We start from the raw sequence: 25,141 nt of genomic DNA, 5'->3' as shown, positions 1-25,141 counted from the left end.
GTTTTACGAGGTGAAGCACTATGTCACGTTTACTCAGTAAAAAGCGTCAACAAGCTGGGCAGTCACAAACCCAGCTGGTAACGCCAGCCAGTGCCAATTGGCAATATGTCGGCTTCGAGGCTCATCAGCTAAAAGCGGGTGAATCGGTCAGTCTGAAGACAGGTAACGACGAAGTCTGTGCGGTGATTTTAAGCGGCAAAGTCAATGCCAAGACACAGCAAGCGTCGTGGGACGATATTGGTGATCGCATGAGTGTGTTTGAGCAAAAAGCGCCTTATGCGGTGTATGCCCCGGCGCAAGATGAAATCAGTATTCAAGCCTTGACCGATGTGGAAGTGGCATTTTGCAAAGCGCCTGGCAAAGGCGGTCATACCGCTAAACTGATTCGTCCCGAACAATGTCAGTACGAAACCCGTGGTGTGGCGAGTAATACACGTCACGTTTGCAATATTTTGTTTGGTAATGAGCCTGCTGACAGTTTGTTGGTGTGTGAAGTCATCACGCCAAGCGGTGGTTGGTCAAGCTATCCACCTCATAAACATGATACCGATGCAGCGCCTTCCGAAACCCAGTTGGAAGAAACCTATTACCATAAGATAGACCCACCTCAAGGTTTTGCTTTCCAGCGTGTTTACACAGACGATCGCAGTATTGATGAGACCATGGCGGTGGAAGACGGTGACTTGGTCATGGTGCCAGAAGGCTACCATCCGGTGGGCGTTCCCCACGGTTATCAGTCTTACTATCTGAATGTAATGGCAGGACCCAGTCGTAACTGGATCTTTCATAATGACCCCGACCATGAGTGGATCATAGAACGGGATAAAAAGTAACCAATGGTTAATTGATAAATAAAAATAACTTAAGGATTTAACTATGTTGAATTTTGCTTTATTTGGTGCGGGTCGTATTGGCAAGATGCATGCGCAAAACCTTCAGGCGTTCGCGCATTCAAATTTGAAATACGTTTATGATGTGTATGCGCCAGCAGCGCAAGAAGTAGCGAAAGCGACTGGAGCAAAAGTAGCGGCCAGTGTTGATGACGCTTTAGCAGATCCAGAAGTGGATGCAGTATTGATTGCCACTAGCACGGATACCCATGTGGATTTGATCATCAAAGCGGCGAAAGCAGGGAAAGCGATTTTGTGTGAAAAACCAATCGATCTGGATACCGCCACCGTAAATGCTTGCATGGAAGAGATCAAAGATTGTAATGTGCCAATCCAAATTGGTTTCAACCGTCGTTTTGATCCAAGCCACGGTGCCGCAGCGAAAGCCGCTCATGATGGTAGTGTAGGTAAGCTTGAACAGGTGATTATCAGTAGCCGAGATCCAGGCATGGCACCGGTTGAATACTTAAAATCTTCTGGCGGTATTTTCCGCGATATGATCATTCACGATTTTGATATGGCACGCTTTATTTTGGGCGAAGAAGTGGTTGAAATCCAAGCTTTTGGTAGTGCTTTGGTGGATGAAAAAATCACAGAGATTGGCGACGTTGATAGTGTCATGATTAACATGAAGAGCCAGTCGGGCCGTTTAATTCACATCAATGGTTCACGCCGTGCAACCTACGGTTATGATCAACGTGTAGAAGTGTTTGGTTCAGAAGGCATGGTGATTTCTGATAACCAAACGCCAACCTCTGTTGTGCGTTACAACACAGAGACCACAGGTGTCAAAGATCCATTATTCAACTTCTTTACAGATCGCTATGGTGCTGCTTACAACCTACAGCTGACGGCTTTCATTGAGAACGTATTGGCGAAGCGTCCAGTATCGCCAAGTTTTGAAGATGGTCGTCGTGCGCAGATTTTGGCCGATGCGGCGCAAAAATCGTTCGATACGGGTGAGAAGGTTACTCTATCTTGGTAATAGTCTAACCCAAGTTAAATCTTGCTAACAAGAAAAGCCCCTTTGTACGATGTTGCAAAGGGGCTTTTTACTGCGTTTGTTCAATAGGTAACTGTCTTAAATACAGATTTTGAAAGGTTTCAAACAATCGCTTGTTCAATCTTTTGACGATAATCTTCTGGTAGTGGAATGGCGGCCTGATGCTCTTTCGAAAAACACACATAAGTTACGTCAGCTTCCACCACTAATTTATCGTCTTTGGTGTTTACGATGCGCTGTTTCATGGTAATGCTGCGGTTACTTAATTTGACGAATTGAGTTTGTACTTCCAATACATCACCAAACCCAGCTTCAGATTTAAAATCAATATTGATATTCACCACAGCCCACACTATGCCTTGTTGTAGCATATCTTCCCCAACACTGAATTCATCAAAGAAAGCCCAACGGCCTTCTTCTAAAAACTCTAAGTAGCGGGCATTGTTGACGTGTTGAAAAATATCGAGATGAAAACCTCGGACCTTGATCTGCACTTTACCTTGCATATAAGCCTCCTGTTCTTGTTATTTCTAACAAGGTTAAGGGGTCAAGCAGGGCAAGCAAATAACAAAATCGCCTATCTTTAATGACAGTATCAGATAATTAAAGCGTCATTCCCTGTAAATGCTTTGCCATTTTTGCCGCTTGTTCTACCGCTTCTATTAATGCCGGTTTTGGGGTTTCATACCATTCGTCTGGGTGCAATTCTCGCTTGATACGGATTACATCAATGGCGGCTTGCAGGTTAGGGTAGGTGTGTGGGTATTCTAGGTGTAAAAACAGTGCTAGTAAGGCGACAGAGCGACTTCTTCCGCCTCGGCAGTGGATCAACAGGTTACCTTGCTCTTTGATCGGGTAAGAGGCTTTTTCCGGCATGCGTTGTAGTAATGCCGCACGTAATAAGTAATAGCCTGAAAGTAACATCTCAGCTGGGTTACCTGGGCCATCAATCAAACCAATCTTGTAGTAACGTACGTGTCCCGTACCAAAATTCAGTAACGGAGGCTGATGTTTATGATCGCTTGTGCTGGCAAGGTCAATATCCAGATTCACCGCACAATTGAAAATAACCTTTATATTGTTTTCTTCATGCAGTTGACGATCTGCAGCGCCGGCCGAACCCCCCAGATAAATATCAATATCATAGCCCTCAATATTTTCAACGATTAAGCTCATTGGCGGACGAGGGTAACGCTTTTTAGGCTGACTGCTGGACATAGTGTAAGGATTCTCTTGTTGAAAATAGCAAATAGGGCAGAACGTTAGTCAGTTTAGCATGAGTCATAGTCGCCTATCTTTAGAGGCCTGTTGGTTTTTGTTCGGCAAGGATGGATTGGCTTTAGTGAATGGTGTGTCACGAATGTTTCATTAATGTTAACAAACTTGGTAAGAAAAAGTTAAATGCTTGTGTTTAAAGCGAGTTTTTGTCATTTCGGTCATTTTTTATCGCGCTTGGTGGTAGGATCCTCCACCAAATTTTGATGCTGCATTTGTTTGGCATTTGCGCATCATTATCAATGTCTGACAGCGTTAGAAAGTAATTTCTGAGCCTAGTCTGTCTTCTAACTATAAACATAGATGTTGTTGCTTTATGGAAAATAAAAACTCACCGATCCAAGAAAATTCTTCTAACCAGTTTGTTTATGGCAATATGAAACTGGCTTTCATTTTATTGATAACCTGCTTTGCAGCCTGGGGTGTAGCGGCCAATATGACCGATCCTCTGGTAAAAGTATTCAGTAAAATCTTTACTATGAGTACCTTCGAATCTGCCTTAGTGCAATTTGCTTACTACGGTGCTTATTTTTGTTTAGCCATTCCTGCGGCTTTTATTAACGCTCGTTATTCATACAAAGCGGGTGTATTAAGTGGCCTTGGCCTTGCTATTCTTGGCGCCTTGGCATTTTACCCAGCCAGTGTCTCGATGACTTACGGATTTTTCTTAGCAGCCTTGTTTATCATGGCGGCGGGCATGTCCATCCTAGAAACCTCTGCTAACCCTTTCGTAATGGCGATGGGCCCAGAAGCAACAGCAACACGTCGCTTGAACTTAGCGCAATCTTTTAACCCAGTGGGTACCAACATAGGGGTGTTCCTTGCGGCTACCTTAATCCTCCCTAAGCTGAACACAGCGACGGCTGAAGAGCGTGCCAGTATGGCCCCAGAAATGCTGAAAAGTATCCAAGCAGAAGAGCTGACAGGAGTGATGACGCCTTATGTTGGTATGGCGTTTGTGCTTATGTTGATTTGGCTATTGGTATGCTTCATTCGTGTGCCAAAAGCCGACACTTCTGGAACAGGTTACCGTGAGGAAGTGACGAAAATTGATTTTTTTGCAACCCTAGGTCGCTTGCTTAGTAACGCTCAATACCGTTGGGGGGTTGTGGCCCAATTTTTTAACGTTGCCGCTCAGACTTGTACTTGGACATTTACTATTCAATACGTACAAGAAGCCATTGGTGGTACTGAAGCCAGTGCGGCGGATTACCTACAATATAGCCTGATTATTTTCTTGATTTCACGTTTCGTGATGACTTGGTTGATGGGATTCTGTCGTCCAGCTTTATTGCTTAGCTTATTGGCAGCGGCAGGTACAGCGTTGTGCTTGTATGCGGTATTAACACCAAATGTATCTGGTGTATGGGCGATCGTGTCTATCTCTGCTTGCTTGTCATTGATGTTCCCAACCATTTATGGCGTGGCTTTGAACGGTCTAGGTAATGATACTAAGTTCGGCTCCGCTGGCTTAGTAATGGCCATCTTAGGTGGTGCTATAATGCCATTGGTACAAGGTGCAACGATTGATGCTTACAGCGCAACCGTTTCTTATGTTGTGCCTGCTGCTTGTTTCTTAGTGGTTGCTGCTTATGGTTTGTTTGCCATGAAGCGCGCTTAATCGCTACGACGAGTAATGTTAAAAAGCCTCGCTTTTATGCGGGGCTTTTTTGTTGGTATTGTCCCATCCTAAAATAGGTTGACATAAAGAGAACTTCTTTATGGCGACATCAGGCATCAAGCGTATTAAGCGCATACAGCGTGACTATTCAATGGTTTTTAAATTGGGGGTAGTTGAGCGTGTAGAAAAAGGCGAAATGACCTACAAACAAGCTCAAGTTTACTTCGGCATTCAAGGTAGATCTACCCTTCTTGTTTGGTTGTCCCGTTCTGAAATAGGTTTCACCTTCATCGCGGGGATGAATAAAAAAAGAGGCCGTTTTAGACCTCTTACTTTGTTATATCACTTCACTGTCTGTGCAGATTTAGAAGGCTTTGTTGTTAGCTTAGTTAACGCTGTTTATCTTTTTTATTTTGTCGCTGTTTGGCTTGTAACTTGTTTAAATGACTACGTAATATGGGAGCTATTTGACTAAGTGCAGACGGATCAAGCATCTCCTGATGACGACAGGCGATCTGATGACTTTCGACTTGGCCTTGAGTACGGTTTTGCCAAGCGGCACTTGAGTGCTCGAGTATCTTTTCCATTGAGCCATTAACGCTGTCTGTCGCGGTAAAGAACAGAATATCGGCTGTTATGGTATGAGCTTTATATTGACTGGCCAATTCTAAGTTATGCTCTACGGTTGCCTGGATTCGACTCATAATATCCTGTTGGCTGGCTTGTAATTTTTTTACAACCGACATGGATGAGTCATCGTAGTCATGCCACAGCAAGGCGGCTAACTCCGCTTTGTTAATGGGTAATGTATCGAGTTTGCTGAGATCATAACCCAAGAAGATTAATGCCGATTTGACAATGTCTGCTTCATTTTTAGGCTCCTGATAACTGTTTTTATAAGGGTAGCTGTCTAACATGCATAAGAAAGAAACCGACTCACCCTGTGTTTCTAATTGTTGTGTAATGGCGTGAGCTACTAAACCGCCAAACGACCAGCCTAGAAGCTGATAGGGGCCTTGTGGCTGAACGCTTCTGATGAGTTTTAAGTAGTGACTGGCCACCGCTTCCAGGTTTTCAGGTTTGTTTTCATCTTGGCTTAAACTAATAGATTGTAAGCCAAATAACGGTGTAGATTGTGGTAAATGCTTAAGTATTGCTGCATAGCCCCAAGATAAGCCTAGTGCAGGATGAATGCAAAATAGGGGAGCATGGTCACCAGAAGACTTTATGGGCAACAAAGGTTGCAATGGATTCCAATTAGAAGCTTGCTGTAAATGCTCTGCCAATTCTGCAATGGTGGCGGCTTTAAAAAGGACTCCCAATGGAATGTCCATACCCAGATTATGTTCTAATTTATGCAGAATGCGCGTGGCCGATATAGAATCGCCACCTATCTCAAAGAAGTTATCGTGTATGCCGACTAAAGTGAGCCCAAGAGTTTCCGCCCACAGGTTTGCTAGCATTTCTTCTGTATGATTGCGTGGTGCTTGATAATGATTTGCTGATTGCCAACTAGGTTGTGGTAATGCTTTACGATTAACTTTTCCATTGGGTGTTAAAGGCATTTCACTGATGGTGATAAAGTGACTGGGAATCATGTAGTCAGGCAATTTAGTGATCAGCTGTTGGCGAACTTCATGGGTGTCAACCTTATCTTGATTAGAGAGAAGGTAAGCTACGAGCTGCTTGCTACCCGTTGGTGAGGCTTGTGGTGTAACAACGGCTTGATCTATAGCAGGCATTGAAAGCAAAGCCGATTCAATATCCCCTGTTTCAATGCGAAACCCTCGAATCTTCACCTGATTATCATCACGTCCTAAATATTCTAAAACACCGTCTTCTCGCCATCTGGCTTTATCACCTGTGATATAGACTTTTTTGCCAATGGCAAAGGGGTTGTTAATAAAGCGCTCTGCGGTTAAATCTGGTCTCTTATAATACCCCAATGCTAAGCCTTCTCCTGCTATGTATAGATCTCCAGCCACGCCAACAGGAACGGGTTGCATCATGTTATCAAGAACATACATTTGAGTATTAAAGATTGGACGACCGATAGGGGGACTTTGTAGGTCATGATCCTGTTCAAGAGGCATAATACTTGACCATATGGTGGTCTCTGTTGGTCCATATAGGTTCATTACGGGGTGGCCTAACGCATGCATGTGTTTAGCCAGTTGTCCAGATAAAGCTTCACCGCCGACCAAGGCTCGGACACCTTGCCATTGTGTTTGGTATTCAGGTAACAGAGCTTGCCACAAAGAAGGTGTGGCTTGCATAAAGGTGACGTTATGCTTATTTGCTAACTGAGTGAGATGTTCAGGTGTTCTAACTGTGTCTCGAGTTGCGATTACAACAGAACCTCCAACCATAATGGGTAAGAATAATTCCAGTAATGAAATATCAAAAGAGATCGTAGTGACAGCTAGAAAGCGATCCGATTTACTGAATTTGAGTTCATGCTGCATAGCAAGTAAGAAATTTTTTAGTGCATAATGAGAGATTTCAACTCCCTTGGGGCGGCCTGTAGAACCTGAGGTATAGATAACATAAGCTGGTGTATGAGGATCCGTTTGTTGTTGGCTATGTTCAACATCTTGCGTCACTGATAAATGAGGCCTAACCAGGTCTGTGCATTCGGTAAAGAGCGTAACAAGGTTCGTATCGGGTAGACAGGAACTGACTTGACGGTTAGTGACTATGCAAGCAGGTTCTGCATCTTCTAATATGCTTGCTAATCTGTCTTGTGGAAACTCTGGGTCGAGTGGTAAATACGCTGCTCCGGTTTTCCAAATCCCTATAAGAATGGCTAACATTTCTGCATTGCGTGGCAAACATGCCGCAACTAATTGAGTGGGTTGTACCCCTTGTTCAATAAGTTGATGAGCCCAATATTCCGCTTTTGCATTGAGCTCTTGATAAGTGAAATCACCATCTTCTCCGATGACAGCTATGCTGGATCCAAGCTGTTCGATTTGCTGATGGAACATGTCTAAGTAGCTACTGTTGGTCAGTTTAGTCTGCGTTTGATTCCACTCATTAAGGATACGGTGTTTTTCTGAATCACTTAACAGAGGCGCTTGCGAGATAGGCAATTTTACCAACCCCAATAGACTTTTAATCAGTCGCTTAAATTGTTGTAAGTGCTGGATTAATTCTTTATCTGTGTAGCGTTTTGGATTGGCATCAAACTTAATGCTAAGACCTGAGTCATCCTTTCTGTCAAAAACGAATATGGTAAGGTCGTCAATCATAGCATTACTGAGATTACATAGTTTGGTTGAGCAATGACCAAATTTGACGTCGTAATCAAAAGGTTCAATATTCACCGCCAAAGAGGCAATTTGTTGATTGGCAGACAACATGCCTAAATCATGTTTGAGGTCTTCATAACGGTATTGTTGATGACGTAATGCATGACGTACGACCTTGGAGGTTTGCTCCAGCAATTCTTGAAAACAGATAGTTGATGAAAAGGCCAAACGTATCGGCACTGCATTGGCTAACATGCTGGGCGTATTCTTTTGTATCGCATTTACTCTAGCGGAGACTGGCATGGCAATGATAAGATCTTCCGCACCTGTCATGCGATAAAAATAGGCCGCCACTAAGGCAATTAAGGTTTGTGGTCGACTGGCTCCAAATGCTTTGCCGACATGATCTAGGTGTTCAGATAGTGCTGCTGATAAGTTCAAGGTTTGGCGGCGCATTTGGCTTTGGTCATCAGGACAAACGCGTTGTGCTAAGGACACACTTTCAGGAAGATGAACAAGATTATTTAGCCAATATTTTTGGTCTGCTTTGAAACGTTTGCTGTCTTTATACTGATGCTCTTGCGTTAATAGGTCTTCTAGTGGGTGAAACGGGCATTCAGAAATCTCTTGCTTAAAAAAATACCCGTTGTATAAGTGTACCAGTCTTTGGGTAATTAAGTGGCCGCTAAAGCCATCCAGAGCAACATGATGACAGCGATGATACCAGATATGCCGCTGATCCGCGATTTTGATTAAAGCACTGAACCACAAACGATCGCCTTTTTGCGTTAAGGGTTTGAGGTAGTCTTGTTGCATCCAGTCTAGCGCACTATTGATCGGATCCGATTCATGACTCATGTCCAATAAAGAGAAGTGATCTTCGCTTGAATCAGAAATTTGTTGGTAGGTACCATCTTCGGTTTCGATAATTTGTGAGCGAATACAGTCGGTTTCTGTAATCAATTGATGGATGGCTTTTTGGAAGCTTAGAACATCTAGTTTGCCTTGGATATCAAGGTATTCAGCGACATTGAAAGCTGTGCCTTTAGGGGCCAGTTTTTGTGACATCCATTGACCACGTTGTGCGGTAGAAAGGGGAAGTATGGATTGAGGTGAATGAATTTCAGGCGTAGTGAGGCCGTAGGCATTAGTTTGCTTATTCATCATGTGTGCTCCTGCAAGTTAGGAAGCGCTTTTTAACAAGACGCTACCTTTATTCATAATCCGTATGAAACTAGATAAATGTTATTACTTAAATGCTTTTAGTTAAGTATATATATTCTTGATTTTAATAGCTAATTATTATTACTTGGAATATGTTGCATTTTCATGACAAGTAACTTGGTCATTTAACATGGTTAGTATGTTCCTTAAAAGCTTCTAAAATACTCAGGCAGTAAACTTCAGAAAGTGTAATATAACGAGCTAAGTCGTCTCAAATATAAGTGTAATAGTATCTAAAGTCATGACACTGGTATCTTAATTTAGACTTAATTTAAATTGTTTGCTTCAGTCATCGCTAACGTCTAGTCCGTATTTGCAATTTTGTGGCAGATGACAATAAGGTTTTATGGATGCTCTGTCAGATAGAAAAGCAGCATGTAAAAGCCTAAATAAAAAGAACATTATGAGTCAGTAGGGCTTTGCAAAGGTCGACAAGAGAGGCGAAAAGAGTCAAACACGGCGAATGATGTGTCTTAAGAACATCATTCGCCGTGTTTAGTAACTTAGGGGTAAGAGGGGCATTTGAGGTTAGTGAATTTTCAACAAAAGGGCATCCATTCGTTCGGGTTTAAGGGCCATTTTAGAACGTAATCGAGGCGCTTTTTTCTCAATAATAGCTTGGTTTTTTGCAGTACCGACTTGAATCATACCTACCATTCCCATCATTAAATGTGGTGGGCAATAGTAAAGATGTATGCCTTCAGCATCGAGAGAAATGGAGTATTCTTTATCTAAAGAGGATTTCCACTGTTGGCTGCCTTCAGGTACCACGTAAGACTGGGCATTATGACCTGAATGGCTGGGAAGGAAAGTAACCGTATCACCAACTTGAGCATCTATAAAAGCCGGTTCAAAGATCATTCCACCCTGTTCGGCTGATCCATAATTTAACATTTGTACATGCCATTCTTTCGCATAAGTATTGGTACCAAAAATCACACAGCTCAGAGCGATTATCATGATGTAGAGTTTAGACGGCATCTGCCATTCCTTTTGCGGCTTGAGAAGAGGTTGTTTTTGCTTGCATGTCTGTTCGCGTGGGATTTTTACGAATCGTCCTGACAAAGGGGAGTCCATGACGGTCATGTGATATGTCAGCCTCAACGCCATAGACATCCTGAATTAGCTCAGGAGAAAGTATGTCCTTAGGATTGCCGCTTTTTACCAGTTGACCATTTTTTAGTACCAGAAGATTATTCGCGTATTGAGCCGCTAGATTAAGGTCATGTAACACCATTAAGGTTACCCAACCTTGTTGCTTAGTTTGTTCATCAAGGTGATCCAATAGCACGTGCTGAAAGTGTAAATCCAGAGCGCTGACTGGTTCATCTAACATGAGAATTTGTGGGTTTCGCATCAAAGCTTGAGCAAACAAAATCATTTGACATTGGCCACCACTGAGCTTATTTACCGAGCGATTGGCCAAGTGCAATAGTCCAATTTTGTCCAGTGCCGATAAGGCTTGTTCAATTAAGCTATCATCTAATCGTAAACTCAGAGCGTCTAATTGGCCCAGTAAAACCACCTCTAGTACGCTCAATTCAATATCCAGTCGAATGTCTTGCGGCATATAACCGAATAACTTACGCCAAGATGACAGTTGTTTCGATGTTAACGACTTATCATTGAAACGAATATCTCCTGACTTAGCCTGAATATCACCGAAAAGGGTTTTTAGCAGAGTACTTTTCCCTGTGCCATTAGGGCCAATAATAACGTTGACCTTGCCCGGTTGCAGGGAAAAAGACATGTCCTTGGCGAGTGTTAGTGTGTCTAAGGTGACATTAAGTTGATGAATTGTGAGCATAATTTAGCGCCTTTTTCCTAGGATTAGCCAAAAGAAGAAAGGCACACCTATGATGGCGGTGACTATGCCAATAGGAAATAAAGCGCCAGGGACAATTATTTTGGATAGTACCGAAGCACTAGACAGTAAAAAGGCACCAATTAAAAAGGACAAGGGGATGAAAAATCGTTGATCTTCACCTACCAGAATCTTGGCGATATTGGGGGCAACAATACCAATAAAGCCTATGATACCGACAAAGCTGGTGACGGTGGCCGTCATCAGAGCAACAATGAAAAGTGTTTTGAGACGCAGTTGGCTGACATTCACGCCCAGACTTTTCGCTCTTTCTTCTCCCAGACGCAGGGCAGTTAATTTCCATGCATCCTTCATTAAAAAAATCATGCAGATCAATGTTACAACACCAACAATCAGCAAATTAGACCAAGATGCTTTTGACAGACTGCCAAACAGCCAAAAGAGAATCTGTTGACTTAATTCAGGTGACGAAATGAATTGCACTAAAGACAGTAGAGATTGAAATAAAAACAATAAGGCAATACCAGCCAGAATAAGTTGTCCTGAGCTGATATGTTGCATGGTGGCCAAAGCAAACAAGAAAGCCGCTGCAAGCATGCAGCAAATGAAGGCTCCTAAGGGTACTGCTACATTGGCATTTAGGCCAAGTGAACCAACGTATAAGGTCATAGCGGCACCAAAACCCGCAGCGGCAGCCATACCTAAGGTATATGGACTGGCCATTGGGTTGTTTAATAGGGTTTGCATTTCTGCGCCGCCTACACCCAATACGCCACCAACGATAACTGCCATGATGGCAATAGGTAAGCGTAAGCTGGTCACAATGACTTCCGTCGTAGGGTCAACTTGCGTATTGAAGCCGATAAGATGAAGTAGGGCGTTAGCTACCTCTTTGATGTTTAGAAGAGAGGGACCTGTAGCAACGTCCAATATAAAGGACGCTGTAAGAATGATGAATAAGACACTTATAACAAACCAGCGGCGCTGTTCAGAACGCCGCTGGTTTGAAATAGCATCAGTGAGTAAACCTGATGGCTGCATAATGACGAAACCGCTATGAATTATAGTGGTATTTTACTCCGTAATGTTAACTGTGAAAGTGCCTGTTGGAGTCACTGGCAAGTATTTATGATAGAAATTTAAATAAGCTTGTTCTGGATTCACATCTTTAAACAGATCCGGATACATGGCTTTAGCCATAAACTGCGCCATAGACGCGTCTAAAATAGTGCGTGATGCACCTTGGTAAATACCATAGACTTGACCATTTTGTACGGCTGGCATTTGTGCCCAACCTGCGCGTTTGGTGAAGCCAGCTAAGCGTTGTTCGGACAAATTGCGATCAATACCTTGACCCATTGGTAACGCATCGCCTTTAACGCCCGACTCAGTACCTGTGATAAAGACAACCTGTGGTTTAGAAGCCAATACTTGTTCAGGGTTCATTGGTCCCCACCATTCCACGAAGGGCGCAGCAATATTGTCACCTTGCAACATAGTGACCATGGCTCCCCACATGTTTTTACCATAGGTGAAGCTATACTGACTTGGTCCTTTATTACCAAACTCGACATAGGTACGAGGTTTCGCTTCGTTTGCCTCTTTAATACGCTTGATGGTGTCATTGATTGTCGTTTGGTATTCCTTTGCAATCTGAGCAGCACGTTGCTCTTGACCAGTTAACTGACCAATAATCTGTGTGCTTTTTAGATGTCGTTCTAGAGTTTGTGCATTGTAATCGACAACCACAACAGGAACGCCAGCATCTTCTAAACGTTCAATATCCATTCCCAAGCCTTTGTATTGCCAATCCGATAATAAGATGACACTTGGTTTTAGGCTAAGTACTTTTTCAATAGAAAATGTTTGCGCTTCTACTTCACCAACATCTGGAATTTGTTTAAGTGAAGGGCGATAGTTGGTGTATAGGTTCCAGCTTGCAGGACGCCAAGCTTCCCATGTATCACGAGATAAACCTACCACGTTATCAAAGGCTTTTTCAGTGCCAATTGCCATATAGTCTTCCGCGTAAAAGCCGAGGACAACTCGTTTAGCGGGCAAGTCAACTTCAACTTGTCGGCCTAAAACATCATCAATAACGGTTGCTTTTGCTTGAGCAACCCCTGAAAAAATAGACGCGCCAAGAGCGATTGCTAGGAGTGAGCCGAGTTTCATCAATATGATCCTTGATTGAGAATGATTTTCGATTGTGAATAGTACTTATTATTCATCTTATTTCAATACTGTTCTGTGATTTTTTGCGTGATTTATTCTCGCTAGGGTGAAAAATGATGGCAATCAATTGAATTAGCCGCTGATTTTGGTATGTTGAGTTTCTTTTGTCGGTCGGAATGTCGTGAAAAATAATAACCAAACAACGATTCATCTTGGCGAGCATGGTTCTGCTTATATTCATCACATACGTTTTCAGTCAGGGGATCTTATTGAACTGAATGTTCATCCCGATATTCCTAAACCCGCCGAATATCATCGCTGGCGTATTAAGCGCAAAGAAACCTTTTTAGCTGGCAGAATGGCGGTGCGTTCAGCTCAGCAAGCCTTGGGCTTGACTTGTTTTAATGTGCCACGAGGCGTTGATGGCGCCCCCATTTGGCCGTCTCATATAATAGGCAGTGTGTCTCACACGGACAACGAAGCCATTGCTCTTGTGATAGATGCCACGCAGTCGAGTTTAATAGGGATTGGAGTGGACTTGGAGAAAATGAACAGCGGCAGTCAGCTCGAAGATGAAAGTCTGATTGGTATGCCAGAAGAGTTTCGAATACTTCATACGATAGGCCTTCAGTCTGAATGTGCTAGGTTGTTGCTTTTTTCCCTAAAAGAAAGTGTCTATAAGGCTTTGTATCCAAGTGTTGGTCAGTTCTTTGATTTTTTGGATGTTGCTCTGGAGGTTGAGCAAGAAGGTGTCTTTTCGTTGGTTGTACAAAGAGATCTGAGTGAAAAAATTGCAATGGGTTTTCGGATATATGGAGGTTATAAGCAAGTCAATGAGAACATGATTACCTTTGCATATATTTGAATGAAAGACGATTCATTACAAGCTGAAGCACCAAAAGTTAATGCTGTATGGGCTGACCAAGTTGAGTTTGGATAACTTGGGAAAGTCACTGAGTTTTACATTGCCGTTTTTAAATTTGGGTCGGAAGCCATTGATACGAATTTTCTTGGCGGTGAGTTTATCTGCGGTGATTTCAAAGCGCTTTTTTTTCAATCCAAATTGCTGACAATGGATGATTTTAATTTGCGCCGTCATGTTAATCATAAGCAAGGTGCATTTGCCTGATTTTTTGGCCTTATGGCAATAGACGAGCAGCGTTGGGTCACTACTGTGAACTTGATACACCTGATTACCCATGAGTTTTTGCCAAAGCCAGCTAACCCAAAAATCTGGGTTGGGTTTGAGTGTTTGGCGGTTAATAAGCGCGTAATCTCCGCCAATTAAACTTTGTCTGATCATCACTTTTTGCCCCAATTTAGCGCCTCTACCCAATTGGTCAGCCCACCAAAAAGAAGAAATAAATCTGTCTGACAGTTTGGCTTGCCCTCCACACTGTGCTGATCCGCTTTCTCCCGTCCAAATCTCCGCTTGAGCTTGATGTTTGTCGCGATAGCTGGCGAGTTGTTGTGCGTATTTTTCAAAAGTGAGCATCGCCACAGGGGACAGCAAATTACGGGGAGTCGCAGCACGGGTTTTTACGGGTGATCGACTGCTTTGGAAGGGATAGTAATGCCAATCTACTATGTCTAATTTTTCATTTAAATGCTCAAGAAAAGGAGCTGTTAGATTACTAATGGGTTTTATGGCTTCTCCGATTCTTGGCCAAAAGGCACTGCCTGGGCCAGCCACTAAACTGTCAGGGCTATGGGTACGAATACACTGTATAAAACGATCGTAATCGTGAGCTAAATTTTTCGCGCTAGGTTGAGCACTGATGCCATGAAAAGCCCAATAAGCATTTAGTTCATTGCCTAATTCGCATATTGCTATTGATTGACCTTGCTGCTGGCAATAGCTCAGTAAGTCAGTCACTTCATTGGCTTGCCATTGACCATGCTTTTTTTTATCAAATACGCCGTATTTGAAAGTAAACATTAGCTTTAGATCATTGCGCTGACAAAATAGATGTAATTGCTGCCAAGTGTCTTCTGTTAATTGAAGTGCTCCCTGTTGTGCTTTATTAGCGTTGGTAAAGTAGTGAAGTTTATCGGCTTCTGAACCGCCCACGCGCAGATATGATGGCCCTAATGCTTGCACCAATAAATCCAGTTTACTGGGATGTAATTCAAGTGGCGATGTTTTCTCCGTTCCCAGACCTTTTTGCGAGCTTTTACCACCATCCCACCAAAAACCGCCAGCTAACACTGAAATATCAATGGAAAAGGACAGATAGCGAGGACTTGTTTCTTGCATCACAGTATTCGATATCAGACTAACCGTTACATGTTTTTGATGGTCTTTGACCAATGAGGAGGTCTTATTGAAACGATTGAGATTGAGCAAAAACAAGTCGAAGCATTCCTAAGCAAAACAATAGTAATAGGATGCCGAAAATATATGACAAATTTGTGATCTATTGGGATGTTAAGGCATCAGGAGTTATAAAAATGAGCAGGTTTGCGTCTTTTTTAATGCTTCAGAATGACATACTTGCGAATAAGCTTCAGGATCTTGAATAAAGGCATAATGTTGATTGGAACGGTAGCAACGTCGTTTAAATTTATGCCGCTTATCTTGGTAATCGTTGCGCGTTAATTCATATTGATAGGCAAATTCTGTTTCTTCTTGATCTTGTAAGCTTTGCTTGATGTCGTCAATACCTTTAGTCAATTGTTGATATTGTTCTCGTGTGCGATGGCAGTATTGGCTGTTGGGGGTATCGGTTTGACAGTCTTCCATGCCAGTATTGAGTTGTGTTAGTTGTATTTTCAGTTGTTCTAGCTGTTGTTTTAATTTCAGGCGAACTTGCTGGCGTTGCTGAAAATTTTGCTGATGGTTTTGGATTTTTAAGGCAACTTCATTGAGTTGTTGTTCTTCGATAAGGCAACTTTGGCCGTATTGAATTAAAGGATTGGCATGAGTCGCCAACGGAAACACGAGTAATATTAAAATGAGGTTATGAATAAATGGTGGTTTCATCTTAGCCATCTTATTCCATAGGTCTTTCAACAGAACCAAAGGGTATTGCGCTTAGTAAAGTATACACTTAGGAAAGGTTCGAACAAGTCTACTGAATTCGGCAACCTGCTCCTGCGTTGCTCTAATCCCCTACATACGTGTCGCTTTCCTTCAGGTCTTGCAGAGAAAGCCTCTCTCAGTGTTAAGTGTGATTGAAAAGTATTAACATTCCTGCTTAGTCTTGCCTTAATGGTTTGTTTCTCTGGTAAGTCGCATGTTCAGAAGACTTATTCGCACCTTCCTTAGATAATTCAAATGGATAAGAGGATGATATTGATATGCAAATGGATATTTCAAATGGTTTCTGTCTCGCCCTTGAACGAGGCCCATTTCAAAATAATGGCGCATCTCCCTGGTTCGCAACGCTAGGAATAGGGTCGCCGGCTCAAGAGCTAAAAATGTGTTTTGACAGTGGCAGTGATTTTAATTGGGTGACATCCAGTCTGTGTTCCAAAAATGGCTGCCAGCATTATGCTGGTGGTCGGTTTGATATTGCCTTGTCGACAAGCTTCGAATGGATTAGTCAACAAACGACATCGGTTAGTTTTGGCCCTTGGGGAAGCATGGCAGTGCAATCTGGTCAGGATGTATTAAGTCTAATGCCAATGGCGGAAAGTGCTGAAATAAAAGTGATCAGCGATCTGTACCTTGCGCAATGCTACGACAGCGAACATTTTGCTGAGTTGGATTGGGATGGGGGAATAGGCTTGCCCAGTGTGTCGGATGCTACGGTAGACCAAGATACGAGCTTAGCAAAGACGCCTTCATTTCATTTTATGCAAGACTTGATCCGACAGCAGCGAGTGGATCCGGCTACGCCTTTTGTTGGTTTTCAGACAAATTCTCACAATACGCAAGGTGTGGTCCATTTTGGAGGTGTTGATACGACCTACAAAAACAGCCGTGAATACCTTTTCTTACCATGGGCAGAATATCAAGCCAATTATTTATGGACGACAGCATTAACCTCTTTGCAGATGGCTGGAAAAGATTTAGTTGGGCCGGATGACGGTTTCTTTTTTGCTTTGGATTCTGGTTCCTCACAATTTAAAGGGGATGAAAACTTAATGAGTATCTTGCTGATGCTGGCTGAACAAAAGGCCAGCTTACAAATGCAAGTGGGTAGCACTGATACAGGTGCACCAGGTGAAATTCATGTTACAGCTGACTTATATGATGTGTTGATTGAAGCCGGCAAAGATAAAGGCAAAGTCTTGAGCCAGTTCGATCCCATGGACCATGCGGAAGATATCGTCTTGGTTGGTTCTGTATTAATGGATCATCTTTATACTTTATACCAATATGAAACGGTTAAGGTACAAGATGAATGGCAACTTAAGCCATTAGGTGTGTGGATTTTCAATAAGCCAAATGGGCCAAAAATCATTACCAGTGTGCAATCTAAAACAGCCAGTATTTTCGAATGAGAGTAGGGGGAAGTATGTCGTTGATATTAAATGGAGTTTGGCAGAACAGCTATGGTTCTCTGATGACGCTTGAAGTCAATCAGGCTGGACAGATCGTAGGGGAATACATTTCCACAACAGGTGCGACAGGTACCTATTTGGTGATGGGGCACAGTCAACCGAGGAATCCTAGCAGTGATTTGGGGCAAGCCGTCGTACTGTCAATTTTTTGGCGGCCGATAGATCAGACTGCAGAAGACGATGGTGTGCATTGGATGTCTACGTATTGTGGTCAGCTTAGTGCTGAGGGGGAATTGAGCGTGATTAACACCTTGCTCACCACGACGCCCTATAACCAATTTGCACCGGGAGATTATGTCGACAAGTTGGTATTCACTAAAACGTCAGCACCAGTGAAGCCTGTTTTCTCTGATGTCGGTATTAATGACAGCAATGACAATCGATTAAATGGTGAATGGCAAAGAGAGGATGGCTTAGCCAAATTGAGCTTGACTATTCAGAATTACACCTATGGTTTAGTCAGTGGTGTTTTAACCTTAGCGGGAGAAGATATTGCCATGTTGGGCTTTACGGATACCTACGCCGATAACAATATATTACAGAGTCTAACCTTAAGTGGTTATATGCTTAGCAACCAACAGCCAATTTCTTTGCTCGGTCGTATGTCTTTCGATGCGAAACAGCTGGATGTTACTCGCTGGCTGGCTCATGCCACAGCACCAAGTGATGTCTATTTTCAATCCGAAGCAACCCATTGGCGTTTTATAAAACAATCAATTGATTGATGTGATTCGTGAGGGATAACACATGCGTCTGGGTCAAACTTACGATAAGTTCGAGCATGATCAAACGGTTTTAGACTGTTTTCTTCAGATGTGGCGTTACTCTGCTGATTTGATGTTTATCATGTCGGTAGAGAAAAATGGTGAATTTACCCTCTATGATAACAATCCTGCCTCCAAAAAAGTCATGGGCTTGTCTGAAGATGACAAGATTCATCGTTTGGACTTACGTCAACAATTCGGTGATGAAATGGCGGAACAAGTGTTCGCTACTTATCAACAAGTCATTGATGGCGGTAAGCCCATTTCGATAGAGCAAAATGGTGTTCGTGGAGACGGTTCTAAAATTTATTTTGATACCTTGTTTGTTCCCATTTTTAATGCGCAGGGAGAGGCCATTTTTGTTTGTGGCGCAAGTCGTGATATCACTAAGATAAAAGATGCGGAAAAGGTCGCCTTGCAGGCTAATGAGAAATTAACCGAATACAGCTTGGCATTGGAATCGGTAAATCAGGATTTAGATAAAAAAGTACGTACCCGTACCCAAGAGCTAGAGCGAGCCAAACGTATTGCAGAAGACGCACTGGAAGCCAAGTCATCTTTTGTGGCTCACATGAGTCATGAAATTCGTACCCCCATTAACGCTGTTATTGGCCTCAGTTATCTTACATTGAAAACGTCACTGAATGATGCCCAACGAGATTCTTTGGAAAAGATTCTCACGGCGGGTGAATCCTTACTCCGTATAGTGAATGATGTGTTGGACTTTTCTAAAGCGGAAGCCGGTAGAATGACCCTGGAGAAAACGGATTTTTCTGCTGTAAAACTACTGCAACATGCTATCAGCCTCAATCAAGTACAAGCATTGGCGAAGAACATAACCTTGTCTGTCGAAATATCACCAAATGTGCCTGCCGTGTTAAGTGGCGATCCATTGCGTATCCAACAGCTTTTGACAAATTTGATTAGTAATGCGGTTAAATTTACTGAGCATGGCGGTGTGAAAGTACGTTTAATGGCGCAACCTAACTCTGATCATCAGATTATTTTTATTGGCGAGGTAATTGATACTGGTATTGGTATTTCTTCTGCGGATCAAAGCCGTTTATTTGAATCTTTTCAACAAGCTGATGACAGCATTACTCGGTCTTATGGTGGCACAGGACTTGGTTTGGCTATTTGTCGACAAATTTGTGACTTAATGAATGGACAGTTAGAAGTAAATAGTCACGTAGGCACGGGTTCAACTTTTCGTTTTAAGTTACCTCTTGAGATTTCTACAAATGAAATTGAACAGCTTGTTGAGCAGAGATCGGGATTCGATATCGAGATACCAAATTGTTCAGCAATGCGAATTTTGCTAGTGGAAGACAATCCTATTAATCAGAAAGTAATGATGGGGTATTTGGCGGAGACAAGAGCACAGGTCATCATAGCCAATCATGGTCAACAAGCGATAGATAAGGTTCAGCAGCAAACTTTTGATATGGTCTTGATGGACATTCAAATGCCAGTAATGGACGGTTTAACCGCCACCAAACGCATCCGATCTTTGCCAACAGGAAAAAAACTTCCCATCTTTGCTATGACAGCACATGTATCAGATGATGCTAAAAGAAAATCGGCTCAGGCAGGAATGGATGGCCATCTAGATAAGCCCATAGATAAAGCGGCTTTATACAAAATTTTACAAATTAACCGATCAAAAAAGAACCAAGATGTTACATCATTTCATGAGATAACTGGAGATTTTAGAGCAGATACTGAGTTTGGTGAATTGCTGTCTAAAATTTCGGCTATCGATACATTAGATATCAACCAAGCGATCGCTAAACTGGATGGCAAATCAGGATTTTATCTTGAACTTGTAGCGGAATTTTGTGACAAGTATCGAGGTTTTTCATATCAGAATCTAACGCCAGATCGCATCTTATTGGAAGTACATTCCTTGAAATCCAGTTTGTTATACATTGGGGCATTTGGCCTTAGTGAGCTCTGTGCTGAGCTGGAAGCTCAATTGTATGAAGAGTCGGATAGTTCAAGAGAACTCGCCATTCTAGAAAGCCAATTGCACACCTTAATGGATCAACTTGAGTCGTGTTTGTCCACATGGGAAAAAGGGAATCAGCAGATTAGCTTAAGCAAACATGAGCTCCTTCGGGCTTGTGCCAGCTTAGCTACAGTTGAAGCCTTATTAAGGCAATCAGATTTTTCCGTAGAAAACCCTTTGAAAGAGTTACAGAAAATGCTGTTGGGAACCAAATACGCTTTATCCGTGGAAAATATACGCTATTCCGTTTCATCGATTGAATTTGAGCGCGCGGCTGAACTTTGTCAATCATTGCTAGCTACTTTGCAAGGTGATGTTTTATGACAGTGGTAAATCGTCAAAAAATTCTTGTGATCGATGATGAAAGAATTAATTTAAAAATCATTAGTGACATATTGCGTGAAGATGCTGATGTGGTGTTGGCAATCAGTGGAGAGCAGGGTATTCGTAAAGCCATTGAGTATAAGCCGGATTTAATATTATTGGATGTACTTATGCCGGGGCTTGATGGCTATGAGACCATGAATCGACTACGACATGATGTACGAACCAGTACCATACCGGTGATTTTTATCACGGCGTTACATGATGCGAGCCATGAAGAAAAAGCACTATTAATGGGCGCCTGTGACTACATTCAAAAACCTCTTAACCACAACATAGTTCAAGCCAGAGTACGCCTTCACTTACAGTTAACGAAACAACGTAAGTTATTAGAACAATTGGCAAACATTGATCCATTAACCGCATTAGCGAATCGACGTCGTTATGAAGAGTTTATTGTGCGTGAATGGCAGGCAGCCATTCAACACAATGAATGTTTGTCTTTATTAGTGCTTGATATAGATAATTTTAAGCAATATAACGATTGTTACGGGCACGCGACAGGCGACAAAGTACTTAAGCGCGTTGCGACTGTTCTGGCGGGTCAAATAAAACCCGGTGAAGGGCTCGTTGCTCGATATGGTGGTGAGGAGTTTGTCGTGGTTTTACCACGTTTTTCTCAACCAGAAGCGGCGCGAATTGCTAAGAAGTGCATGTTTGATATTGAACAATTGAATTTATCTTATTCTCACCAAGGTCAAACAGGTCAAGTCACAGTCAGTGTGGGAGGTGCCTGTGTGAGCCCTTTGGTAGGTGATTTGGTGGAAGATTTCTTTGATAAAGCTGACAGTAAACTGGTGGAAGCCAAGAATTCTGGAAAGAATAAAATGCTATGGTTTCATTCACATGAATTGGATGTTTCAGTGAAGTAAGCTAGTTGCCTTTATAGGCTGCTAGCTTAAGCGCTTTTTATAGTTAGTCGGCATCAATAAGGTGGCTTTCTTCTGGTCGCAATGTTAATACTTCAAAGCCATTTTGAGTGACTAAGATGGTGTGTTCCCATTGCGCAGATAGTTTTTTGTCGGCAGTGACGACAGTCCAGCCATCTTTTTTAGTCTTAGTTTTGGCCTTGCCTTGGTTCACCATGGGCTCGATGGTAAAGGTCATGCCGGCTTCTATTACAGGCCCTCTACCGCGTTTACCATAATGCAATATTTGCGGTGCTTCGTGCATGTCTTTGCCAATGCCATGACCACAATATTCTTTGACAATACTGTAGCCTTGTTTTTCCGCGACGGCTTGGACTGCTGCTCCTATGTCGCCTAAGGTGGCTCCCGGTTTCACTGCTTTAATGCCTGCCCACATAGCATCGTAAGTGGTTTTGACCAATTTTTTGGCCACTGGGCTGGCTTGGCTCATTAAATACATTTTGCTCGAATCCGCAATGAAACCGTTTTTTTCCAAGGTGATGTCAAAATTCACTATGTCTTTTGCTGATAAGATTTTATTTGCTGCAGGCACACCATGACAGACCACATCATTGATCGATGAATTCAAACAAAATTGATAACCATATTGTCCTAGACTGGCAGGGCGAGCTTGGAGTTCTTGTCGAATAAAATGCTCAACCTGACGATTGACCTCTAGCGTTGAAATGCCTTCTTTTACTATGTCATCAAGCATGGCGAAGACTTGCGCCAGTAGGCGGCCGGATTCCCGCATCAATTCGATTTCTGATGTGGATTTGATAATACCTGCTGTCATCTCGACTATACCGCCTTAAGTTGGTCAGTATTCGTGACTTTGTGCATTTCCATCGCAATGATTTCGGCAAAGGTTAAGGTCGGATTTTGCTCCGCAAGACGGCCAATTTTGATCCAAAACTCGGCTTGAGCATTGATGGAACGAGACATAACTTGGCTGCTGTTGCGCACTTCATCATGGAGTTGGTCTGAAATTTTAATAATACCCATAGTATATGATCCGTATACGATTTATATATGGATCATATATAGGTATGTAGGTTACTTCAAGCCTTTAAGTTGCAAAGGGCTTTAATCAAAAAGAGTCTTGATCAGTTTGACGCCGGCTTCTTGCCCTCCTTGATTGTAGGCATCCAGCAAAGCAGAGCCTAGAATGGCAATTTCTGCTTTTCCTACCAAGGCGTTGATCTGCTCCTTGTTACGCAAACCAAACCCCACTCCCAATGGCGTGCTGGTATGTTGTTTAATCTCCGCCAAATAGCTTTCCAGTTCTGTGCTAGGAGTTTTATCTTGGTGGTTGGATTGACCTGTTACGCCAGACCTTGCTACACAATACAAAAAGCCTTCCGCTTGTTTGGCCAGCATAGCCAAACGATCTTTTGGAGTGGCTGGTGTGACCAACCAAATTGGGTCTATCATTTTGTCATAACAAGCTTGTTGAAACTCTTGGGCAGCTTCGATGGGAAGGTCTGGTAAAATGAGGCCACTGATATTTTCTTCTGCGGCACGCTGCGCCAGCTTTTTAAGGCCAAATCGGTACATGGGATTGAGATAGCTCATTAGCACAATTCGGCTATCAGGAAAGTCTTTTGCTAATGCGCCCAATTGCGTTAAACAAGTATCCACATCAAGATCTTGCTGCAGTGCCTTATGGCAGGCGGCGACTATGCTTGGGCCATCGGCAACGGGGTCAGAGAATGGGAATTGCACTTCAATAAAATCAACCCCTTCTTCCAGTAACTGTGTCATCCAAGCAAGACTTTCGTCCACCGTTGGGTAGCCATACACCACATGTGTCATCGCCAGAATGGATTTATGCTGGAGTTTCTGTTGAGTGAATTGTGCTAATGAACTCATATTATTCTCCTTGCTCTCTAATAGGGTAACTGGCTAAGTAGTTTTGTAAAAAGGCTGGGAAGGTTTCATCCTCAACGGCTTTTGCCACATTAAAAATGTCCTTGTCTCCACGCCCTGATAAATTGATAACAATGTGCTGATCCTGACCAAGCTTGGCAGCATCTTTAAAAGCACCAGCCAGTGCATGGGAAGATTCTAAGGCGGGAATGATGCCTTCTTTTTTTAACAATAAGGTACAGGCATTAACCACATCTTGGTCCATTGCATAGGTCATCTCGATGCGCTTAGTCTCGGCTAGATGAGCAATAATTGGCGATACGCCCACGTAATCGAGTCCGGCGGCAATAGAGTGTGTTTCTTGTAATTGTCCATGTTGATTTTGTAAGAAGATGGTAGCAAAGCCTTGCGCAATCCCCGGGGCACCTAAGTTGTGGGACAATCGAATGGAGTGTTCGCCCAGTTCCAAACCTTTGCCGCCTGCTTCTACACCTACCATAGCGACTTCTTTATCGTCGACAAAAGGCAAAAATAGTCCGCAAGCATTAGAGCCGCCGCCAATACAGGCATAGAGACGGTCAGGGAATTTACCAAACTGCGCCACACTTTGTTGACGTACTTCATTGCCTATCACAGATTGGAAAAAAGCCACCATTTCGGGGAAAGGGGCACAACCACAAGATGTGCCAATTAAGTAATGACTTTCCTCATGACTTGAAGACCAATCTCGCAAGGCTTCATCCAGAGCGTCTCGAAGAGTTTGTGCCCCAGTGGTAACAGGAACGACTTCAGCGCCAAGTTGCTTCATCCAGAAAACATTTGGGTATTGTCTTTCTATGTCTTTGGCACCCATATAAATGGTGCATTCTAATCCTAAACGTGCTGCCACTAGGGCGCTAGCAATACCGTGCTGGCCCGCACCAGTTTCGGCGATGACACGTTTTTTCCCCATGCGTTTCACTAACAGACCTTGACCAATAACATTGTTCATTTTGTGAGCGCCGCTGTGATTGAGATCTTCGCGTTTTAGATAAATACGCGCGCCACCAAAGTATTCTGTCAGGTTGGCGCAAAAAGTAAGGGGCGTTGGACGTCCAGAAAACTCTTGCCATTGTTGATTGAGTTCCGCAAGAAAAGTGGGGTCTTGTTTCGCTTCTTCAAAGGCTTGCAAGATTTGTTGTTGGCTGGCAAACAATATTTCGGGAATGTAGCTACCACCAAATTGCCCATAAAAGCCATTGTTGCTTTGCATGGAGGAACTCCTAATAATTTATTTACTAAACGGTATAGTAAATAAATTAAAACATTCCTTTTCATTCGTCAAGCTTCACACATTGTTCCCAATCAAGTTGTGTTTTCTCTTTGGCGTTTTAGAGCATGTTTAGGCCAATGTGGTCTGTTTGAAATTAGCTAATAAGAGGGGAGGGAGGCCTAA

The 25,141-nt window shown here is 42.8% G+C and carries 21 protein-coding genes and 1 pseudogene; 9 read left to right on the top strand and 13 right to left on the bottom strand.

What is annotated here, in order from left to right; all coding sequences use genetic code 11:
- Window positions 1-20: 20 nt before the first annotated feature.
- Window positions 21-833 carry a 5-deoxy-glucuronate isomerase gene (gene iolB / locus ACXAH2_RS10315; protein ID WP_475078329.1) on the top strand — a complete coding sequence of 271 codons (813 nt, stop codon included), beginning with the start codon at window positions 21-23 and terminating at the stop codon, window positions 831-833.
- A gap of 43 nt (window positions 834-876) precedes the next feature.
- A complete protein-coding gene (gene iolG, locus ACXAH2_RS10310; protein ID WP_475078327.1) occupies window positions 877-1,875 on the top strand; it encodes an inositol 2-dehydrogenase in 999 nt (332 codons plus the stop codon).
- 119 nt (window positions 1,876-1,994) lie between these two features.
- Here iolG and ACXAH2_RS10305 read toward each other — a convergent pair whose 3' ends face one another.
- Together ACXAH2_RS10305 and ACXAH2_RS10300 are read right to left on the bottom strand one after the other, a co-directional pair.
- Window positions 1,995-2,399, bottom strand: coding sequence for an acyl-CoA thioesterase (locus ACXAH2_RS10305; protein WP_475078326.1), 405 nt, complete (start codon window positions 2,397-2,399; stop codon window positions 1,995-1,997).
- A gap of 97 nt (window positions 2,400-2,496) precedes the next feature.
- Window positions 2,497-3,111: a protein-tyrosine phosphatase family protein gene (locus tag ACXAH2_RS10300; protein WP_475078325.1), complete on the bottom strand. Its 615-nt coding sequence runs from the start codon at window positions 3,109-3,111 to the stop codon at window positions 2,497-2,499.
- Window positions 3,112-3,484: 373 nt separating this feature from the next.
- Here ACXAH2_RS10300 and fucP point away from each other — a divergent pair, with 373 nt between their 5' ends.
- Window positions 3,485-4,789 (top strand): L-fucose:H+ symporter permease, encoded by a 1,305-nt coding sequence (fucP, locus tag ACXAH2_RS10295; protein ID WP_475078323.1) that lies wholly within the window; start codon window positions 3,485-3,487, stop codon window positions 4,787-4,789.
- Between the two features lie 100 nt (window positions 4,790-4,889).
- Window positions 4,890-5,057: pseudogene (locus ACXAH2_RS10290) on the top strand (IS3 family transposase); the annotation flags it as partial.
- A gap of 121 nt (window positions 5,058-5,178) precedes the next feature.
- On the opposite strand, the gene ACXAH2_RS10285 reads toward ACXAH2_RS10290, so the two are convergent.
- The 5 genes from ACXAH2_RS10285 to ACXAH2_RS10265 form a co-directional block, all read right to left on the bottom strand.
- Window positions 5,179-9,207 (bottom strand): amino acid adenylation domain-containing protein, encoded by a 4,029-nt coding sequence (locus ACXAH2_RS10285; RefSeq protein WP_475078322.1) that lies wholly within the window; start codon window positions 9,205-9,207, stop codon window positions 5,179-5,181.
- Window positions 9,208-9,792: 585 nt separating this feature from the next.
- Window positions 9,793-10,245, bottom strand: a complete 453-nt coding sequence (locus tag ACXAH2_RS10280) for a plastocyanin/azurin family copper-binding protein (protein WP_475078321.1) — start codon at window positions 10,243-10,245, stop codon at window positions 9,793-9,795.
- A complete protein-coding gene (locus ACXAH2_RS10275) occupies window positions 10,235-11,071 on the bottom strand; it encodes an ABC transporter ATP-binding protein (RefSeq protein WP_475078320.1) in 837 nt (278 codons plus the stop codon). The genes ACXAH2_RS10280 and ACXAH2_RS10275 overlap by 11 nt, the downstream gene beginning before the upstream one ends.
- Before the next feature lie 3 nt (window positions 11,072-11,074).
- Window positions 11,075-12,130 (bottom strand): FecCD family ABC transporter permease, encoded by a 1,056-nt coding sequence (locus ACXAH2_RS10270; RefSeq protein ID WP_475078319.1) that lies wholly within the window; start codon window positions 12,128-12,130, stop codon window positions 11,075-11,077.
- A gap of 33 nt (window positions 12,131-12,163) precedes the next feature.
- Window positions 12,164-13,264, bottom strand: coding sequence for an ABC transporter substrate-binding protein (locus ACXAH2_RS10265; protein WP_475078318.1), 1,101 nt, complete (start codon window positions 13,262-13,264; stop codon window positions 12,164-12,166).
- A gap of 181 nt (window positions 13,265-13,445) precedes the next feature.
- Here ACXAH2_RS10265 and ACXAH2_RS10260 point away from each other — a divergent pair, with 181 nt between their 5' ends.
- Window positions 13,446-14,129 carry a 4'-phosphopantetheinyl transferase family protein gene (locus tag ACXAH2_RS10260; protein ID WP_475078317.1) on the top strand — a complete coding sequence of 228 codons (684 nt, stop codon included), beginning with the start codon at window positions 13,446-13,448 and terminating at the stop codon, window positions 14,127-14,129.
- Window positions 14,130-14,144: 15 nt separating this feature from the next.
- Here ACXAH2_RS10260 and ACXAH2_RS10255 read toward each other — a convergent pair whose 3' ends face one another.
- Both ACXAH2_RS10255 and ACXAH2_RS10250 read right to left on the bottom strand, forming a co-directional pair.
- Window positions 14,145-15,521 carry a glycosyl hydrolase family 79 N-terminal domain-containing protein gene (locus ACXAH2_RS10255; RefSeq protein ID WP_475078316.1) on the bottom strand — a complete coding sequence of 459 codons (1,377 nt, stop codon included), beginning with the start codon at window positions 15,519-15,521 and terminating at the stop codon, window positions 14,145-14,147.
- A gap of 186 nt (window positions 15,522-15,707) precedes the next feature.
- On the bottom strand, window positions 15,708-16,247 hold the full coding sequence (locus ACXAH2_RS10250) for a hypothetical protein (RefSeq protein WP_475078315.1): 540 nt from the start codon (window positions 16,245-16,247) through the stop codon (window positions 15,708-15,710).
- 317 nt (window positions 16,248-16,564) lie between these two features.
- Between ACXAH2_RS10250 and ACXAH2_RS10245 the strand changes: the two genes are divergently transcribed.
- The 4 genes from ACXAH2_RS10245 to ACXAH2_RS10230 are packed head-to-tail and all read left to right on the top strand — an operon-like array spanning window position 16,565 to window position 21,801.
- Window positions 16,565-17,713 (top strand): pepsin-like aspartic protease, encoded by a 1,149-nt coding sequence (locus tag ACXAH2_RS10245; protein ID WP_475078314.1) that lies wholly within the window; start codon window positions 16,565-16,567, stop codon window positions 17,711-17,713.
- 14 nt (window positions 17,714-17,727) lie between these two features.
- Window positions 17,728-18,498: an avidin/streptavidin family protein gene (locus tag ACXAH2_RS10240; RefSeq protein ID WP_475078312.1), complete on the top strand. Its 771-nt coding sequence runs from the start codon at window positions 17,728-17,730 to the stop codon at window positions 18,496-18,498.
- Window positions 18,499-18,520: 22 nt separating this feature from the next.
- Complete coding sequence (locus ACXAH2_RS10235; protein ID WP_475078311.1) at window positions 18,521-20,869, top strand: ATP-binding protein; 2,349 nt, start codon at window positions 18,521-18,523, stop codon at window positions 20,867-20,869.
- Window positions 20,866-21,801 (top strand): diguanylate cyclase, encoded by a 936-nt coding sequence (locus ACXAH2_RS10230; RefSeq protein WP_475078310.1) that lies wholly within the window; start codon window positions 20,866-20,868, stop codon window positions 21,799-21,801. The genes ACXAH2_RS10235 and ACXAH2_RS10230 overlap by 4 nt, the downstream gene beginning before the upstream one ends.
- Window positions 21,802-21,844: 43 nt before the next feature.
- Here ACXAH2_RS10230 and map read toward each other — a convergent pair whose 3' ends face one another.
- The 4 genes from map to trpB all read right to left on the bottom strand — a co-directional run bounded on the left by map (window position 21,845) and on the right by trpB (window position 24,958).
- Window positions 21,845-22,633 carry a type I methionyl aminopeptidase gene (gene map, locus ACXAH2_RS10225; protein ID WP_475078309.1) on the bottom strand — a complete coding sequence of 263 codons (789 nt, stop codon included), beginning with the start codon at window positions 22,631-22,633 and terminating at the stop codon, window positions 21,845-21,847.
- A gap of 5 nt (window positions 22,634-22,638) precedes the next feature.
- A complete protein-coding gene (locus ACXAH2_RS10220; protein WP_475078308.1) occupies window positions 22,639-22,842 on the bottom strand; it encodes a ParD-like family protein in 204 nt (67 codons plus the stop codon).
- An 81-nt stretch (window positions 22,843-22,923) separates the two neighbouring features.
- Window positions 22,924-23,709 (bottom strand): tryptophan synthase subunit alpha, encoded by a 786-nt coding sequence (gene trpA, locus ACXAH2_RS10215; protein WP_475078307.1) that lies wholly within the window; start codon window positions 23,707-23,709, stop codon window positions 22,924-22,926.
- A 1-nt stretch (window position 23,710) separates the two neighbouring features.
- Window positions 23,711-24,958: a tryptophan synthase subunit beta gene (trpB, locus tag ACXAH2_RS10210; protein ID WP_475078306.1), complete on the bottom strand. Its 1,248-nt coding sequence runs from the start codon at window positions 24,956-24,958 to the stop codon at window positions 23,711-23,713.
- Between the last annotated feature and the right edge of the window lie 183 nt (window positions 24,959-25,141).

Source organism: Marinomonas sp. ABL3_031, from assembly GCF_056161265.1.
This window is presented reverse-complemented; position numbering and strand designations above follow the sequence as displayed.